The sequence below is a fragment of the Leptothoe sp. ISB3NOV94-8A genome (genome assembly GCF_043421595.1).
Taxonomy (GTDB): Bacteria; Cyanobacteriota; Cyanobacteriia; order Phormidesmidales; family Phormidesmidaceae; genus Leptothoe; species Leptothoe turfae.
In genome coordinates this window covers 2,887,667-2,904,622 of the sequence record NZ_JAXSQW010000001.1, presented here as the reverse complement: position 1 = coordinate 2,904,622, position 16,956 = coordinate 2,887,667, and the positions used below count along the sequence as shown (strand labels likewise).

Annotated in this window: 10 protein-coding genes; 2 read left to right on the top strand and 8 right to left on the bottom strand. The window is 46.2% G+C overall.

Annotated features, from left to right (window positions below; translation table 11 throughout):
• Nucleotides 1–10 precede the first annotated feature (10 nt).
• A complete protein-coding gene (locus SPB21_RS12495) occupies nucleotides 11–2,428 on the bottom strand; it encodes a response regulator (protein WP_490794313.1) in 2,418 nt (805 codons plus the stop codon).
• 303 nt (nucleotides 2,429–2,731) lie between these two features.
• Nucleotides 2,732–2,968: a hypothetical protein gene (locus SPB21_RS12490; RefSeq protein WP_163668639.1), complete on the bottom strand. Its 237-nt coding sequence runs from the start codon at nucleotides 2,966–2,968 to the stop codon at nucleotides 2,732–2,734.
• A gap of 374 nt (nucleotides 2,969–3,342) precedes the next feature.
• On the opposite strand from SPB21_RS12490, the gene SPB21_RS12485 reads away from it, so the two are divergent.
• Entirely contained in the window at nucleotides 3,343–4,002 is a 660-nt protein-coding gene (locus SPB21_RS12485; RefSeq protein ID WP_163668637.1) for a GerMN domain-containing protein, read from the top strand.
• 91 nt (nucleotides 4,003–4,093) lie between these two features.
• Here SPB21_RS12485 and SPB21_RS12480 read toward each other — a convergent pair whose 3' ends face one another.
• From SPB21_RS12480 to SPB21_RS12455, 6 genes are all read right to left on the bottom strand, one after another.
• Entirely contained in the window at nucleotides 4,094–4,822 is a 729-nt protein-coding gene (locus tag SPB21_RS12480) for an LOG family protein (RefSeq protein ID WP_499060210.1), read from the bottom strand.
• 27 nt (nucleotides 4,823–4,849) lie between these two features.
• Entirely contained in the window at nucleotides 4,850–6,004 is a 1,155-nt protein-coding gene (locus SPB21_RS12475) for a hypothetical protein (protein ID WP_499866733.1), read from the bottom strand.
• Between the two features lie 401 nt (nucleotides 6,005–6,405).
• Nucleotides 6,406–6,873: an Hsp20/alpha crystallin family protein gene (locus SPB21_RS12470; RefSeq protein WP_499060208.1), complete on the bottom strand. Its 468-nt coding sequence runs from the start codon at nucleotides 6,871–6,873 to the stop codon at nucleotides 6,406–6,408.
• 231 nt (nucleotides 6,874–7,104) lie between these two features.
• Entirely contained in the window at nucleotides 7,105–8,661 is a 1,557-nt protein-coding gene (locus SPB21_RS12465; protein ID WP_499866731.1) for a bifunctional aminoglycoside phosphotransferase/ATP-binding protein, read from the bottom strand.
• A gap of 228 nt (nucleotides 8,662–8,889) precedes the next feature.
• Nucleotides 8,890–9,309: a response regulator gene (locus SPB21_RS12460; RefSeq protein ID WP_163668626.1), complete on the bottom strand. Its 420-nt coding sequence runs from the start codon at nucleotides 9,307–9,309 to the stop codon at nucleotides 8,890–8,892.
• 2 nt (nucleotides 9,310–9,311) lie between these two features.
• The gene (locus SPB21_RS12455; RefSeq protein WP_499866729.1) at nucleotides 9,312–11,870 is read right to left on the bottom strand and encodes an HWE histidine kinase domain-containing protein; all 2,559 of its coding nucleotides are present in this window, start codon (nucleotides 11,868–11,870) and stop codon (nucleotides 9,312–9,314) included.
• Nucleotides 11,871–12,439: 569 nt separating this feature from the next.
• Between SPB21_RS12455 and SPB21_RS12450 the strand changes: the two genes are divergently transcribed.
• Entirely contained in the window at nucleotides 12,440–16,642 is a 4,203-nt protein-coding gene (locus tag SPB21_RS12450; RefSeq protein WP_499866727.1) for a chemotaxis protein CheB, read from the top strand.
• The last annotated feature ends 314 nt before the right edge of the window (nucleotides 16,643–16,956 follow it).

Sequence of the window (16,956 nt, the reverse complement as noted above, 5' to 3'; positions counted from 1 at the left end):
TCCCTGACTTTTAAACCGATAAACTATGGCCAGGCTGGGCTCGCTCTAAACGTTTCAGCGCCTTAATCACCAGACTGACATGATCACCCACGGGCCAATTATCTGATAATGCCTGGTCCTCTGACGGATAGATCGCTAAGCCAGCACTAAAGCTGATGGGTGATAGATAAGGTTGAGGCTTTTCAGTCGACTGATCTCTAGAAAATTCGCTGTTTCTCTGTTGAGGCAGTGGCACCTGATGAAGCTGTTTGCGCACGGTGCGTAACCGATGCATGGCCTCCTCAATGGTGAGACCATACATGGCCACGATAAATAAGCGTCCCGCCCAGCGCCCTACCACATCATCACCCACAAACGTTTGGTGGAGAAGATGGGCAAAATGTACGAGCACTTTGTCACCTAAGTCATAGCCATAATGGCGATTAATGGCATCTAGATGATCGAGGGATAGCATCGCAATGCACACCCTTTGATGGTGTTGTTGGCCTTGCGCTAAGGCCTGGGTCACGGTCTGAATCGCCTGATGACGATTGGCCAGGCGCGTTAACGTATCAATCTCTATCTGAGATTGTGTCATCCTTGCCCGTTCTAAACGATTCAGGATGCGGGTGACAAGTTCTGGCCCAACAATGGGTTTGGAAACATAATCGTCAGCCCCCATCTCAAATACCTGGTGCTTGGTGCCAACATCGGCATGGGCGGTGAGAAACAGAATGGGAATATGGCACCATCGTAAGTCGCTGCGGACCACCTGGCATAGGGCCAAACCATCCACATGGGGCATTTCAACATCGAGCACCAGCACATCCGGTTGGATTTCATTCAAGACATCCCAAAACAGCCGTGGGTCCACCAAGGTAAAGACTTTTAACCCCCAGGGTTTTAAAAGACCTCCCATGGCGTCTAGAATCTGGGGGTCATCATCGACGACCAAAACCTTAGCTATGTGGGCGTGGGAGCGCATCCAGAGATCAATGACGGTCTCCACAACGGCTGATGCAGGTGTTGTCGATGGAATAAATCCCCGTCCCCCTAATTGGGAAGCCTTGACCCGATCTAGCAGGCTACCGTGCTCGGTGCGCAGTAATACTGGCACAGGGGGAGTTGAGGCCTGTAGCTCAGCCAAGAAGGCCACCATATCAGGGCTGAGGGATACCGTTTCTGGATGATCATCGGTCGCTGACAAATCTAAAATAACCACATCTGGGCGATGGCTATTCAGCAGCGTCAGGGCCTCAATGGGATCGGCTTGCAACTGTAGTGTCCAATCAGTGGCCACATTCGCTAATGCGGCTGCACATTCGGCCTGGAAGTCTTCATGCGGGCTAACAATCAACAAGGATGCCGTATGGATGGTCAAGGCAGCGCCTTGGGGCGGTGCTGGTTTGGGATAAAACAGGGTGGGGGTGTCACTATGTACAGCACGTTGGACCGTATGCCGTAGTTGACCAATTAAGTCGGCCAGTTGCGTGCGCTCATGATCAGGGAGCGTTGGCCAGTTTTGGAAGGCCTGTTCAGCCTTGTGGGCTAGCTTTGAACCCAGATCAAAATTGAACATGCCTAAGGACCCCGCTAGCTTGTGGGCCTCTGTCTCGGCTTGCTGTCGCAGGTCTTCAGCTAGGGTATTGCTAACACCGGCAGAGGTGGCTTTTTCAATGACCGCAATGCGCTTGCTCAGGCGTTGTTTAGCTCGTTCCCAAATTGCCATGGTCGCCGCATTAGCCTGGCTTACCACTTCAGACGATAGTTCTGATGTTTCTGCATGGAGTCGATAGCCAATACCGTACACCGTTTCGATGGGGTCATGGGGTACACCAGCTGCTTTTAAATGCTGCCGTAGCCCCTTGATGTGGGCGGTGATCGTTTCTTCACCGGGGGATCCTTCAAAGGACCACAGGTGATCGAGAATGGCCCCACGACTAAACACGCGTTGGGGATTACGCAAAAAAAGTTCTAGTAGATCGTATTCCCGTGGCCTTAGATAAATGGGCTTACCCCGATGGGTGACTTCACGGGGGCTAGGGTCCAGGGATAGTTCTTCCCAGGTCAGTACCGGCAGCAGCGTGCCCGACTCCCGTCGCTGTAGTGCTCGAATACGTGCCAGCAGCTCCGCCAGGTTGAAGGGCTTGGTCACGTAGTCGTCAGCCCCGGCATCCAGCCCCAGTACTTTGCTGCTGCTGTTGTCCTGGGCCGTCAGCAATAAAATGGATGTCTGAATGCCCTGGGCCCTCAATTTACGACAAAGGCTCATGCCATCCAGTTTTGGCAACATGACATCTAGCAAAATTAAGTCATAGACGTCAACGGAGGCCAATTCCCAGCCTGTTTGACCATCAGTCGCTACGTCGACAGCATAGTGCTCTGCTGTCAAAGCCCTAACCAATGCTTCTATTAAAATAGTGTCATCTTCAACCAGGAGAATCTTCACGCTTAACTCCCCTACTGCAACTACCACACCAAAAATTAGCGCTATCAGGCCACTATTGGGTCATGGGTCTATTGGCCCACGCTAACGCGAGTTCAAGATGACTTAGACAGGTGTTTGTAAATTGCAACACTCATGGGAGAGGAGTGAGCAAGAAGCGACGGCGTTTGAGGGAGTGAAGTCGTTCTATGCACGGGTTTTTTAAAGCTCTGTGGACCCTACTAATCATAGATAAAACCATTAAGTTTATTTTTTAAATAAAACTTAATTTTATAGGGCTCCCGGCCATATATCACGTTAAAAACTTTAGTTAGAACATTGGGGACTCAGGGATGACGCGGCAGGCGTTGATGGCTCATTGAGCAATCTGTTATCGGATTCAGACCATGCCGGGATACGGCGTATTATTGGCATAATCTCTTGTTTTGCCAAAATTTGACCATTTTCATCAATTTTAAAGTCCCGTTCGGGGATGTATCCGGCCAGGGTCAGTGTGAGTAGTAACTGATTGACTTCAGCCTTAGTGAGATGACGTATTGCCATGATGGAGGCGAACATTCCTTAACTTTGCTTAATCCTAGCCTAATAAGTAATTCTGAAAATGTGGTGAAACAACTGTTCAGAAGTCTGAATTAAGAGGCATCACTGTCTACATAAAATCCTCAAATTGTTGAGTTAGCTTGAAGACAATGGTTAAGCTCAATAAACACGCTTGATAAATTCTGGGGTGTTGCTGATTCTTAAGAAGATTTAAGCTCAAAAATCCTGATATAGGGCGATCTTGCCAGATCGATTCATTCTCTAAATCAGCAACGGCAATAAATCAGCAACGGCAATCCTGATTGGGTTTAGTCAATATCTGCCATAGAAATATCTGTCGTAGATGAATATCAGAACAGTTGTTTCTGGAGCAAGCTATGAGCGCACAAAAGACCTTACATCCCTTCAATTGGAAAACACTAGAAATGTATCTAGTGGCCATTATCTTGGGTGGTTTGGCAGGCTGGGGATACTGGTGGACGTCTCAACAAACTGACTATGTGTCAGGGGGGATAACGAGGGTAGAGAGTCTAGATTTGTCGGATGCGATCGCAAGGCTCAACTCGTCCTTACCAGCGGAGCTGGCTGCCTTAGTCATCGTGCAGCCCCAAACCTACTGGGTGAGCATTTCCAATCAGCAAGAGCAGCTCTTACCTCAACCGCTATCAGTAGAAGCGCAAGCATCTCCAGCAGTGATGCTGACTGAAGCCATGGAAATGTTGCTGGCAGGCTCAGTGAAGATCGACGATGCCTTCACCGCTATTCCTAAAAACACCCAGTTACTCAGTTTGACCACCAATTCTAGGGGTATCTATGTGAATTTATCCCAGGAATTCACCTATGGTGGGGGCTCCAGTTCAATGATCTATCGAGTTGCCCAGGTCATTTATACCGCCACAAGCCTGGACCCCAATGCAAAAGTCTATTTATCAGTGGCAGGGCATCTAATTGATGACGCCCATCCACTGGGGGGTGAAGGTCTTGTATTAGAACAGCCTGTCACCCGTCAGTCTTTTGCTAAAGAGTTTTCTTTTTAGGTGATAACAAACCCTTAGAACAACCATGCTTTTGAGGGTTTCATGCGATCCAAGGAGATTTTATGATGAGGGCTAAACTTACACCAATGGTCTAAGCGGCGGGGTGTGCCTGCTGCCAACGTTGCTGAGAGGCCCGGAGGATCGCGATCGCATCTTCATACCGCTCCACACAGCGAGGGATAGCCATATCGGCTGGATCAATCATGGGCGTTTGCTCATCAAGCATGCTGGTCTGGGTCCAGTCCAATAACCCTTTCCACATGGAACCAACCAAAATAAACGGTGTTTGATCGAGTTTACGCACTTGCAGTAGCTGCCAAATCATCAGCGCTTCTAAGGTTGTGCCAATACCACCTGGCATCACGACAAAAGCATCCGACATTAGAACAAAGTGGTGTAGTCGAGAGAAAAATGTACGATGACAGTAAGCCTCTTCCACAAATGGGTTAGTGGCTTGCTCGTGCTTTAAATCAACTCGAATTCCAATGGATTTGACCTGATCATTGGGGTCGGCTAAGACACTGCCCTCATTCGCTGCCTGCATTAAACCAGGGCCACCCCCCGTGACAATGTCACAGCCCAGTAGGGTTAATTCACTTGCTAACTGCTTAACCTCTTGATAGAGTTCGCTCCCTGGTGCCATACGAGCCGATCCAAAAATTGTGACCCGATAGCGAGCTCGCTTAGGAGGACGTAGGGCTGTTAAATTGTTCACCACCTCCCACAGACCTAATATTGATTGTTCTACGACTTCGAAAACAGCTTTGCTATCTGTTTCTATGGCTGTTGATAAACCCCTGAAATGGTCCGAATCAGCCATTAGGCATCTCCAGTAGCGACCTATCCATTATGCCCAAACATCGTCCATTTCGGGTATTTCCAATAAATCGGTCTGGTCACTATCGGATGAACCATTATTTAAGGCAGTTTGTTTAAGTGGAGGATGTTTCGCCAGGGATAGACTGGGTTTAATTTCATGTGTCTGACGATAGCTAGGCTGCTGGCTAGTATCTGGATTATTTATTATGGGAGATGGCGGCGCAGCATCTAGACGAGTTTTAGTCACTTTCCAGGCAGTCTGAGCACCAAGTTTACCAACTTTTACAAACGTCCATGTACCTCGCTGATAGATTTTGTCTTTTCCATGGCACTTAGGCTTAACTCCAATCAGTTGCTCAATCTCGTCAGTGGTCAGCAACCACTGTGCTGTTGCCGCCCGCTCTAACACATCCATATACCACAGTGGGTTTGTCGTATGGGATTGAGCCATAATGGTTTGATTGAGTTGGTGTAGCGCCTGTGATATTTCAGAAATTGCATCCGCCAGTTGCTGATTCACCTTGAGCTGTAATGACGTGGTCAGCGGCTGTGTGGACACTATCGGCTGTGATGGGCTGTCGCCTTCATCTTCGTTAGCAACGTCCTTAGCGTCTGCCACCTTAGAACTCTGGTCTGTATTTTCTGTTGCAGAATCAGCTGTTTTCAAGGGTACATGGGAAGACTCTTTTTGCAGCTCAGGCTGAAAGGCGTGAGCTGCAATCCATGCTTGGTTGAGCTCATCTGCCAGATGTTGTAAATAGTCGGCTGACTCATCTGATCCTTGTTGTTTAAGTTGTTGAACCACCTGTTGCATCTGATGGACCAACCCTGGTCCAATTAAATCATGGTGCTTGGCTAACAGATGTTCTTTATCGTCTTCTGAAGAACTTAACAGATCCTGTATCAGGGCTAAATATGCCTGGGACTTATCATCGTCCAGTTTGGGTATTGGCGTTTCTTTAACTAAAATATGGTGAAGTTTTGCCGCCCAATTGTGTAAAAAAATAGCAGCCTGGCGATTGCCCTCTCGCAACAGTTGTGAGGCCACTTGTTCCATGACTTGAAGCAGCTCAGAATCCACTAAATGCTCATGCTGCTTAAGCCGAATCCATTCTTCACCTTTGGGGCAGGTTAACAGTTCTTGAATAAGATTCAGATAGGCGTTGAGACGACGCTGTTGCATGGAAATATCCTCTTGATAATTATTGGTAGGGGCGTACGGTATTACCCCCTCTGCCTTTAGAGGCTACGGTGTACACACATCTAGAAGATAATGTCCCAAAAGGTATACCTGACCTTGAATTAGCCCTCATCCTAAATCCTTCTCCCCCAGGGAGAAGGACTTTGAGGCCAGGCCCCCCTTCTCCCCCAGGGAGTAAGGGGTTGGGGGATGAGGGCTCGATACTTGGAGCCACTCTCCGACTTCTGTATACACCGTAGCTGCCTTGAGAGGGGGTATCGATCGTCAGGGCTATATCTCGATACCCCCTCCCCAATGGTCCCCCTCAGCACTTTGGACAGGCTTTGCCAACGTCAGGGAAACCACATCGCCAAGCCTCTGGAGATGGGAGACTGTTAACCCTTTTAAGTGGCTTTAATTTTTACGGTTTTAGAAGCTGCAACTTCCGATTTGGGCAGCACCAGGCGAAGGATGCCATTGTTGTACTCAGCTGAAACAGCATCTTTGACAATATGGCTAGATAGGGGAATCACACGCTCAAATTTGCCATAGTGAAACTCAGAGCGAGTAATGTTATCTTCTTCTGTCTTCGACTCAGATTTGCGCTCGCCTTTAACGGTAACCGCTGTATCAGTTACCTCAATATTGAGATCATCCGCTGTCATGCCAGGGACTTCAAACTTAAGATGGATTTCAGTATCGGTTTCGTCCATCTCAGCTGATGGCATAAAGCTAAAACTAGCTTGAGCGTCAGAGGGACCAGGGGTAAATTGGGCAAACAATTTATCCAGCTCTTTTCTCAGTGTTTCCATTTCGCTGAAAGGTTCCCAATGTTCGATTTGACGGAATGGTTGCCAGTGCGTGAGTGTCATAGTAAACCCTCTAAAAAACATTTTTTTATATGGTCAGCCCTGGTTGGTCATAACTCCATAACCTCCAGGCCAACCCTTAACTTTATGGTAGGACGCAAAATTGAGGAATTTATGGGGCCAAAACATAGAAGGTCGGAGGCCAGAGGCAAAAGTCAATGGGCATATATTCTGCCTCCTGCCTCCTGATGCCCCACCCAGCCGAGATTTCCTGGCTGACGTTGATGTCCAGCCTTAACACTCAGGGCTCTCAGCAGATGATGTGTAAGCTGTCACAGAGCCCATCTTGGCTGCTAGAGCTTGAATGCTTTCCCTTAAATTCATGTTGGTGTCAAGATATGTGGCTAGGGATTCTTCTTCGTGAGTTAATGCTTCTGCAGTTACTTTTTGCTTTGTCAATAACTCGCTGGTCGCATCAGAAATGTCATCTTTGCGCTGTTGCAGTCGCTGGCAAATGACACCGAAAGGCGCTTGGCACACAAGAATCGAGACGGGAATCCTTGACGCTTTGGCCTGAGTCAGGACAGTTTGCCGAGTAGCGATGCGATCGTATTTTGCATCGAGAATAACAATATGCCCGAGTTTTGCTAATCGGATACCTAAATCACCCAAGCGATCATAGGTTCTTTGGGTCATCTCTGACGTGTATAGATTCGCATCTCCTCGCTGATGGAGTGACATCCCTGCCAGGTGTTTACGCACGGCATCAGAACGAATATGGAGTGCATTGGTGAGCAGGGCCAACTCCTGGGCTACGGTGCTTTTACCGACCCCAGAAAGCCCTGACATCAGGACTAGTTGTCCTGGGTGTAGCTGGGTATAACGCCAAGCCAGGGTGTAGTAGGCTTGGGACTGGGTTTGGATCTGCTCTTTTTTCTCAGTATCAATGGTGGGATCGTCCAAAAGAAACGAAGTGGTTTTTGCTCGAACATAGGCTTGGCGACTAAGGTATAGCGGTAAAACCTCTAACCCTTCCCAATCACCCGTTTCCTCTAGATAGGTATTAAGAAAGATGTTACCCAGGTCATAGCGTCCATGGGCATCACAATCCATCACTGTAAATGCCACGTCATACATGGTGTCTACGTATCGAAATGCTTCGTTGAACTCAATACAATCAAATAGAAAGATACGGTCTTGCCATAGGCAAATATTTTTCAGGTGCAGATCGCCATGGCATTCACGAATCTTTTGTTGTTGGATACGCGTTTGAAAGCGCTCTTGATGCTCAGTAAAAATTCGATCCGTATACTTTTGCGTGTCTTGTAGCTGCTGTAGGGTTTGACCACGACCAATATACGGTAGGCTCTGGGCATAGTTTTCATCAAATGCCTGGCGAATCTTGACAACAGTGCCAAATGACTGAATGTAGTCGCTAATCATAGCGCGCTGATGGAAGACCGCCACTTGATGGGCAAGTCTTTTGATCAACGCTGGAGTTAATGTATCCTGAGCCAATAAATCAGAAAATAGAGAACCCGAGGGGAACTGATGCATTTTGACTGCATATTCAACCGGTTCTCCCTGCTCTAAAAGACTGAACTGTTCTCCCCGCTGATAAATGGGGATAGCGGCTAAATAAATTTCTTGAGCGGTGCGTTGATTTAACCGTAATTCTTCTGCCACATAGTGTTTGCGAGCTGCCAGGGTCGTATAGTTAAGAAAGCCATAGTTCACTGGCTTTTTGACCTTATAGGCATAGTTTCCTGTCAATAGGACATAGGCAGTGTGGGTTTGTACCAGTTCAATCTTATCTTGCGTCCAGTGAGGATAGAAACTGGGCCATAGCATTTGTTGAATAAGAGGAGGAAGCCCCTGAGAGATCACTGCATACCTACCTATGAAAAGCCTACAGATATTTATTGCCTCGCTATACTATAGGATAGTAGAGCAATAATATGAGTATGTTGTGAGGGCAGAGAAAAATTAAATATAGGTCTATAGATCATCACTAGTGCTATGACCTAACATAGGTATTAAGAAAATATAAGGCTAAGAGCCTGAAACTTTGGGTCGAATCTAGCGATTTTCTAAGGATGGCTGTCGATTCGCTAAACACTGGTTAATAATGTCTACTAAGTGATCGGGGGCAATTGGCTTGTAGAGAGTTATATTTACACCTGTCCGTTTGGCGAGTTCTAGAGGCGTAGATTTGCTATAAACTCCGGGCTTGTATCCACTTACCCCGATGATATAAGGTGAGCCGTCATACTCCATTTTTAGTCGGGCTAGAAGTGTCAGCCCCCCTTCTGGAACAAACCGGCCATTCTGTTTAATCATCATGTCCATAATCACTATATCGGGCTGAATAGCTGTTGCGATCGCTAATGCATTTCGTATAGTTGTGCAACAGCAGACGTAGTGATTATAGGTTTCTAGTAACTGTCGCCATTGCAAGGCCAAGGCCATGTTGTCTTCAAAAATAAGTACGGTAGCCATAATCAACTAAGCAGGTCACTAACGAGTTTTTCTAACTTTGATTCATCAATGGGTTTTTTTAGGAGCGGCACCGACTCCAAGGAATTGGGAAGAGCGTGCTTGGAGTTATAACCTGTGGTAAAGGCAAACGGTATACCTTGTTCAAGCAGGAAGTTAGCGATTTCAAAACTTGTTTCCTGTTTCAGATCAATATCCAATAAACAGAGCTGATAGCTTTCTTGCCGCAGATATTTAAAGGCGCGAGCGACGCTGGGGGCTGAGGTGATCGATTCTAATCCAATCTTTTTTAAAATACTTTCCATCTCCATCGCAACTAACAAGCTATCCTCTACCACTAATACTTGAATCTGTTCCATGGGCTTGAGTCGGTCAGTTTCTGGTACATTCGCCAAAGGACTAGGCTTTGTACCTCCTGCTTGACCCCACCGAATAAGATTATTGGGCAACCAAAATTCAGCCCTGATTCCAGAGGATAGAAAGTGGATCGTAGCCTCGCCCTCAAATTCATAGGGAATAGCTCGTTCAATTAGATCACGACCGAACCCCCGTCGCTGGGGAGGAGTCACGGTGGGGCCCCCCGATTCTTGCCAGATCAGCTTAATCCCACCATAGTGTTCATACCACTGCACAGTCACATTGCCTGATGTAACTGATAAAGCACCATATTTAGCGGCATTGGAGGTGAGTTCATGGATCACTAAAACAAATGTTGGGACAAAATTGGCCTTGAGACCAATCACGGGACCCGTCAGGGTTACCCTAGGGACTATATCGCTCAGGTAGGGGCGTAATTCAATGGCGAGTAAATTGCGTAAATTGGGCCATTCTAACCCATAGCCTGTGACTAGATCATGGGCGGCGGACAACGCGGCGATGCGGCTTTTTAGGGTTGTTGTATACTCTTCTAGAGAATTTGTAGACATTTCAGTTTGGCGAGCTATTGAGCGAATTAACGCCAAAATGTTTTTAACCCGGTGATTCAGTTCTGCCACTAAAAGATTTTGTTGACGTTGTTGAAAGTCTTGGATTTTAATTCTGGCTAAACGAATCAATTCAGTTCGTATCTCTAGGGCAATATTCAGATCCGAAGGTGTCCAGGGGGCACAATGGTCCTTAACAATTTGCTTGTACTCTTCAAAGGAGCGTCTTGGGCGTAACTTAGGTTTAGGGCTATCTTCTACGAGCTCTTTACTCTCTGGATTACCTGCCCAGCGAATATCGCTAAGAATCTCATTTCTGAAGAAAATCAGATACAGAGGGGCATCGGAAGGAATTGTAAAGCATAGGCCCCCGGCACTACTGCCCCATGTTTTCACATCAGGCATATCAAGGTCCTGTAGACACTCAATAGTCGTGATATCGGTCTGCCCATGGTCATTATGGTGGTTTGCCAGGGCTAGAACTGTTGAAGTTGAGGGACTATTCCCGTAGCTCGCTAATACCTGTTGCTCACTGATAAAGGCTACGCCATGGGCCGATAGCAGCTGACAAAAGGGTTGGCTAGCTTGAATGATGATCTTGATCCAGTCTTTGGGTGTGGCTTGATCCGCTTGAATAGAGAAAAGCTTGTCTAGTATGGATGCTGCTTGTTTGCGATCGCGAAATCGTTCTTCAGCCAAGATTTGCTGGAACTGTAAGGAAAATAATTGCCTAAATAGTTCAACAACAGTGCGAAGATCGGGGGGGATTACCTTGGATTGTCGGTGGTGTAGGGCAAACAATCCCCACAGTTGCCCCTGCACTGTAATGGCAATGGCCATACTGGCAGTGACCCCCATATTCTTTAAATATTCACCATGGATCAACGATGAACCCCGAATTAAAGCCAGAGACAAGTCGAGGTCAGCTTCTGTTTTATCCAATGCCAGGATCGGAGCCATAGGGGCATGAACATCTGCCACAACACGAACACCTGTTTTCCAAAACAGACGACGGGTGGTATCTGGAATATCAGACGCCGGATAGCGTAAGCCTAAATAGGACTGAGCACCTGGACTGCTGGCTTCTGCGACAACTTCTCCGGACCCATCTGGTAAAAAGCGATAGGCCATCACCCGATCAAACCCAGTGGTGTTGCGTAACTCCTTTACAGCGAGAGCCAGCAATTGCTCTGAGCTAGACGTTTTCTCGAGCATTAATTGAGCTCGCATCAGGAGTGGAGTATGGGTATCCAGGTTTTCAGTAACAGGCTCTAGCTCAATCAAGGTGTGGGTGGAGCTGCAATGGACACTCACATCAAGCCAGCATCCATGAATCTCATAAATTCCTAATCGATGGCGTTGAGTGGTAATTGTCGATAATCCGCAGGCATTATTAAGGTCATGAACGAGCGTGTCGGGTAAAATCGTATCTAGCGGCTGTCCCAAAACATCAGCACTTATCTCGTCAGTCTCATGTCCCAAGAGGTTACTCAGGTTATCGGAAACGTGGGTAATATACTCTAATGCACGGTCAGTGGCTAATAGTGCGCCAAAAGACTGAATTACTCCTGGGCTATGAATAGGTTCCTGAGCACAGGTAGTTAGCGCAATCTCCCATTGTTGAGCAAGGTCAGCAGACATAAGGTAACTCGTCTTTGTCGCGCAAAGTGTTTATTAATACATTTCACGTTATATCGTCCCAGTCTATTCGTGTTCTTATGAATTATTTTCAAATTTCTGGAGTTATGCCCAAGGGTAAGGTCATTGTTTGACATATGTTTGACCCTACAAAAAACATAATTTTAGACATAAGTAGGTTGTCACCATTAGCTATCCGATATCATAGCCCCCTTTTCCCAATTCTGGGGGAGACCAAGCCCAAAGCCCTCAGAATTAGGGTTTGGGGGTAAACTCGCAGAAATCAAACAACTGGTTGGCAGTGTATAAGGAACTGAGCTGACCTACTTAGGTCTAAACTTTAACAACTGCATGTCAAGAAAAAATTAGGTGATTGAGAAGATTTCAATCATAAAAGAATCATAAAAAGCTCTAGGTTTGATCAACCAAATGTTTCTTGCTCTGTTACGCTAAAAAGCTAAGGAAGAAAAAAGAAAAAATAATAGAAATATTCCGAGAATATACTGAGGTGCCATTAGAAACGTTCCTATTATTTTGAGAAATTGTCTGTCCCCCCTGACTAGAACACATCAATGGTAGATACGATTGATAGACAAACTAGCACTAGCTTTTTGATTGTCGGTATTGGTACGTCTGCAGGTGGGTTGCGTGCCCTCGAAGATTTTTTTGGGAATATGCCCAGCGATAGTAACGCTGCTTTTATCGTTGTTCAACACCTGTCACCTGATTACAAAAGCTTAATGAGTGAACTGCTCAAACGACATACCGACATGGATGTTCAACAGGTGACAGATCAGGTGTCCCTATGCCCTAATACTGTTTTCTTGATACCACCGGGTCAAAATATGGTACTCAAGGACGGATGTTTGCATCTGACGCCACAGGAACGAGGTCGGGGTCGTCAGCCTAATTTACCCATCGACTTATTTTTTAAATCTCTGTCTTTGGAGAGTCGAGAGAAGACTATCAGCGTGATTCTATCAGGAACCGGCAGCGATGGTTCACAAGGGATTCAGGAAATCTCAGAAAAGGGTGGCATTGTCCTGGTCCAGGCTCCAGAAACAGCTGAGTTTGACGGCATGCCCCAAAGCGCTATCTCCACCGGAGTTGTTGATCTAATCTTGCCTGCCAGTGAACTGGCTCAAACGACGTATCAATTAGTGACCGCCCCGAACGGGTTGCAAGACCTACGGGATAATCTGCAAAACCAGCTAATCCCTATCCAGCTACAAAAAATCATCAATATCATTGAGCAACATGATGATATTGATTTTGGTCATTATAAGCCCAGCTCGATTACTCGACGTATTCGACGACGATGTTTGATTGCAGGTTATCAAGATTTAGATAGCTATATCAGTCGATTAAACGCCTCAAAAGAAGAGCGCAACTGCTTGCGTAATGATTTATTGATTACTGTCACACGTTTTTTTAGAGATGCAGAGGCGTGGCAATTTTTAGAAAACAATGTTCTACCTGAACTACTTGACAGATTTTCCTCAGGACAGACGCTGCGTATTTGGATTACAGCTTGTGCCACGGGGGAAGAGGCCTATTCCATGGCCATCTTAGTCAGAGAACTGCTGGATCAACGCCAGCTGTCTATCGAAGTTAAGATTTTTGCTACGGATCTGGATCAAGTTGCTTTGAATAAAGCATCTTTAGGGATTTATCCAGCACCAATTGTTAATGAAATCGGTGAAGCTCGTGTCAGTCGCTTTTTTACCTCTAGGAATGATGGCTCCTTTGAGGTATCGCGAGCAATTCGAGAGATGATTATTTTTGCCAATCATAATTTGGCTAAAGACGCGGGATTTACCCAGGTGGACTTGGTGACTTGCCGTAATGTCCTGATTTACATGCAAACTGATCTTCAAGCTCAAGTCTTGAGAAATCTGCATTTTGCCCTGAACGTCAATGGTATTCTGTTCTTGGGTGAGTCAGAAACCCTAGGCATTCTTGAAGAAGAGTTTGACACTTTACACCGGAAGTGGAAAATCTATCAGAAATTGAGAGATGTCAAGCTATCCTTATCCACAGGAGCGTTTGCGGCCTTAAAGATCAATAGACCCCAGCTTCAAGTTGCTCTTTCAGATAAAAACTCTCGCTTTGATCCGCTGTTGGAGCAAGCTTTCAAGACTCTCTTAAATCAACGTGAAGCCACTTGTCTACTAGTCGATCGACAGATGCAATTGCTGTATGTGTGTGGTGACACATTAAGTCTCTTAAGGGTGCCCGATGGCAGACAATCGAATGATCTAATCGAGATGCTTCCGCAGTCACTACAGCTACCGCTCAGTACTGCATTGCACCGCATCTGCCAGGGAAGAGACAGTAGAGTTTGCTATAACAGTTACCAGATTAAAGAGCCTGAATACGAGTGTTTGACGGTAAATGTAGAAGTGAGCCGCCAAGCTGCCAATCGTAAGACAGGTGAGTTTTTTTTAATAGTCATTTCTCAGGAGAGCGGGCCTGACACCGCCCTACCTTCAAACCAGTTTGAGACCAGTGACGATACTGCTCAATATGTGTTGCAATTAGAGAGAGACTTGCAGCATACCCGCGAAAATCTTCAGGCCACTATTGAAGAATTAGAAACAACGAACGAAGAACAACAAGCCACTAATGAAGAACTAATTGCATCTAACGAAGAGCTGCAAAGTACTAACGAAGAACTACAGTCCGTTAACGAAGAGCTTTATACTGTCAATGCTGAGTACCAGTCTAAAATTCAAAGTCTCACTGAGCTCAATAATGATTTAGATAATCTGCTAAGCAACATTGAGGTTGGCGTCATTTTTCTAGATAATGGGCTGCGAATTAGAAAATATACGTCTGCGGCTACTGTTGCCTATAACCTGGTTGCCAACGATGTGGGTCGACCCATTGGGCACTTATCTCACAACCTGGAGAATCTTGATTTGCTGGTTGTGCTAGAGCAATTTAAAGAGCAGAGAAAGACTATTGAACAAGAGGTTCAGGTCAAGCACCAGGGACCCCATTTACTGATGCGGATTCACCCGTACTTGGCAGAAAATCAAACAGTTGATGGGGTGATCCTCACGTTTGTCAATATTGATGAAATTAAACGCACTCAGCTACGCTTAGAGGCCGCTGAGACCAGGTTAAGTCAATCCAATGAGATTCTAGAACAAAAAATACAAGGGCGCACCGCTGAATTAACCGCCAGTCAAGAACGCTACGATCTGGCGGTTAAAGGGGCTCGGGTGGGTCTTTGGGATCGGAATCTTCTAACCAATGAGAATTATATATCGCCTCAATATGGAGAAATTCTGGGGTATGAAGACGATCAAGATGAACTTCAAAATTGGCATACTGCATTTGAATCGAAGCTGCATCCCGATGACTATGGTCGGGTTATGGAGGCCTTGAATAACCATCTACAGCATCGGGTTCCTTATCAGGCAGAATACCGCATGCGTAAAAAAAACGGCGACTATTGTTGGGTTTATGCCAGGGGGCAAGCTATTTGGGATGAATCGGGCAATCCGGTACGGCTAACGGGTTCAGTGATTGACATTAGCGATCGCAAAGCTGCCGAAAAAGAGCTACAGGATAGCGAGGCACGCTACCGCAACCTGTACGAAAGCACTCCAGCAATACTATGTTCTATCAACAATGAAGACGAATTAGTTAGCATCAGTCATCACTGGCTGCAAACGTTTGGATATGACCATACCGAGGTGATTGGCCGTAAATTTACAGAGTTTCTGACTCCAGAGTCTCGTCAATACGCTGTAGATGTGGTTATGCCAGATTTTTTGGAGAATGGAGTTTGTCACAATATTCCATATCAATGGATATGCAAAGACGGTAGTATTCGTGATGTATTACTATCTGCAACCGTTGAACAGGGTACGTCCGGCATCTTGCCTCGTTCCTTAGCAGTGCTGAGCGATGTCACAGAACACAACAAATCTCAGGCCGAGCTTGTTCGCTACCAAGAGCATTTGGAAGAATTAGTTGAAGGCCGAACTACTGAAATTAAACAAGCCAACCAGCAACTACAAGCCGAAGTTCTAGAACGGCAACGAGCTCAAAGTGAACTGGCCAACCGTGCCCAAGCCTTAGAACAGTCCAATGCGGATCTAGAACAGTTTGCCTACGTCGTTTCCCATGATTTACAAGAACCACTGCGGGCCATGACTGTTTTTGCACAACTGCTAGAAGGGGATTATGGTAAGCATCTAGACGCCACGGCCCATGACTATATTGGTCATATTGTCGAGGGTGGCATCCGCATGCATGGGTTAATTAATGGCATTTTGGCCTTTTCACGGGCTACCCATCGTGAGATTACCTTTACAGCTGTGGAGCTTGAGCAAGTATTGACCGCTGCTATCAAAAACTTAAGTTCTGCCATTGAAGAATCTCAAGCGGTCATCACCCATGATGTCCTACCCAGCCTTAACGTAGATGAACCCCAGATACTACAGCTATTTCAGAACCTGATTAGCAACGCCATTAAGTTTCGAAGGGCTGAACCTCCCCGCATCCATATGGGTGCTGAATGGAAGAACAATCAATGGACTTTTAGTCTGCAAGACAACGGCATCGGTATACCCAAAGAACAACAAGAGAGAACCTTTGGCCTGTTTCAACGTTTGCATACCCGCGAAGAAAAGGAAGGCTATGGCATCGGTCTAGCCGTCTGCAAAAAAGTTGTAGAACGACATCAAGGCCACATCTGGCTAGAGTCAGAACCCGGACAGGGCTCAGCCTTTTATTTTACCCTTGGAATGCCAAAGGGTTAGTTGTTACATAAAGCACCAGCTATTTTCTCGACGCCCGATGCCCCATTCCCTAACGTCAGCACCTGTAGTATCCCCTTCGTACTCACAATGGTAGCAACCTTTCAGGCTGTCTTAATATTTAGGCAGTTCTACCCCTAACAACAGTAGATACAATAATCTTGTATACGAAACAAAGGTAGTAGACTTAGTATTTTACAGGATAGGTACTCAAGTCTTTTCACGGCAGATGCCTTACTTCGTATATTCCATTAGCAAATACTCTCTAGTAGCTATAGGTTTTGGCTGCTAGAGGGTATTTTTTATAGGAGTGTTTA